Raw genomic sequence first — 1644 nt, forward strand, 5'->3', positions numbered from 1 at the left:
GCGGTGATCAACAGCCAGGGCATCATGCAATCGCCCGTGGTGCGCGAACATGCCGGCATCGCCGATGATCAGGTGATCATGAAAGCCATCGCCATCGGTTGGCCGGAGGAAAGCTTCCCCGCCAACGCCGTGGTTTCGGAGCGCAAGAGCGTTGACGAAGCGGCGCGGTTCGTCAACGCTCTTGCGCTCTGAAACCACGGCATTGGCGGGGAAGCTTTCCTCCGGCCAACCGATGGCGATGGCTTTCATGATCACCTGATCATCGGCGATGCCGGCATGTTCGCGCACCACGGGCGATTGCATGATGCCCTGGCTGTTGATCACCGCGCCCAGCCCGCGTGACCAGGCGGCGTTGACCAGTGCAGTGGAAACCGCGCCACAATCGAACGGCGTGTCGTCGCTGCCAGAAAGCACCTTGTCGTAAGTGATGATCACGCACACCGGCGCATCGAACTGGCGGAAACCGCGCAGCACCCAGTCCAAACGGGCCGGCGCGTCATCACGAGCGATGCCCATGGCGCTGAACAATTGCTTGGCAACGCCGATCTGGCGTTCGCGGTGGACGCCTTCGAACGCCGTGCCGGTGCGGAATTCGCGGCTGTGCGGCACGCCGGCGATGTTGCGTTCGGTATTGCCGGCGCGGATGCGGTCCAGCGGCTCACCGGTCACCACGGTGAAATTCCACGGCTGGGTGTTCATCGATGATGGCGAGCGCATGGCCAGCGTCAGGATTTCCTTGATCAGCGCCAGCGGCACCGGATCGGGCTTGAAGCCGCGCGCGCTGCGCCGACCCAGCACCACCTCGTCATAGCTCATCATGCGTGCACCCTTTCCGCGATTGCTTGCCCGGCGGCATATCCCGAAGCCCAGGCCCATTGGAAATTATAGCCGCCCAGCCAGCCCGTCACATCCACGGCCTCGCCGATGGCGAACAGCCCTCCAATGTGATTGGCCGCCATACTTCGCGATGACAGGCCGGCGGTGTCGATGCCGCCGGCGGTTACCTCGGCCTTGACGAAACCTTCAGTGCCATCGGGGCGAAAGCTCCAGCCCTTGAGGCGCTGCATCGCGGCCGTGAGATTGGCGTCCTTCTGGCTCGCCATATCGCCCGCAAGCCCCAACGTATCGGCAAGAGCGGTCGCCAGTCGCTCCGGCAATGCACTGCCCAGCACGGATTTGAGCCCCGCCTTGGGCCGCTGGCGCTTGGCGCTGATCAGCCAATCGGCCGGCGCATCGGGCAGGAAATCGACCGCAATCGGCTCCCCGTGCCGCCAATAGCTTGAAACCTGCAGCATTGCCGGGCCAGACAGGCCCTTGTGGGTGAACAGCGCCGCCTCGCGGAAAGCCGCCTTTCCGGCAGTCGCCACCACTTCAGCTGCAACCCCGGCCAATTCGCGAAACAGATTTTCCGTGCCCGGCAGCGTGAACGGCACCAGCGCCGGGCGCGGCGGAATGATCCGCAACCCGAACTGTTTGCCCACCTGATAGGCAAAGCCGGTCGCGCCCAGTTTCGGAATCGCCGGCCCGCCGGTGGCCAGCACCAGATTGCGGGCCGTGTGGACGCCCGACGAGGTGGTGATGGTGAACAGCCCATCGGCGTGGCTCACATCGGTGATGGCGGTGCCAAAGGCGAAATCCACCCCG

General features: G+C 64.7%; 1 protein-coding gene and 1 pseudogene. Both read right to left on the reverse strand.

The features are described 5' to 3' along the window. Positions 1–153 precede the first annotated feature (153 nt). Positions 154–816 (reverse strand): annotated as a pseudogene (locus RMO81_RS15405) (nitroreductase); the annotation flags it as partial. Next, on the reverse strand, positions 816–1644 hold an 829-nt coding region (locus tag RMO81_RS15410; RefSeq protein WP_310476824.1), incomplete at its 5' end, for an aminoacetone oxidase family FAD-binding enzyme. The gene RMO81_RS15410 and the pseudogene RMO81_RS15405, both read right to left, overlap by 1 nt.

Origin of the sequence: Sandarakinorhabdus sp. (genome assembly GCF_031422795.1) — a bacterium.
Classification (GTDB): domain Bacteria; phylum Pseudomonadota; class Alphaproteobacteria; order Sphingomonadales; family Sphingomonadaceae; genus Sandarakinorhabdus.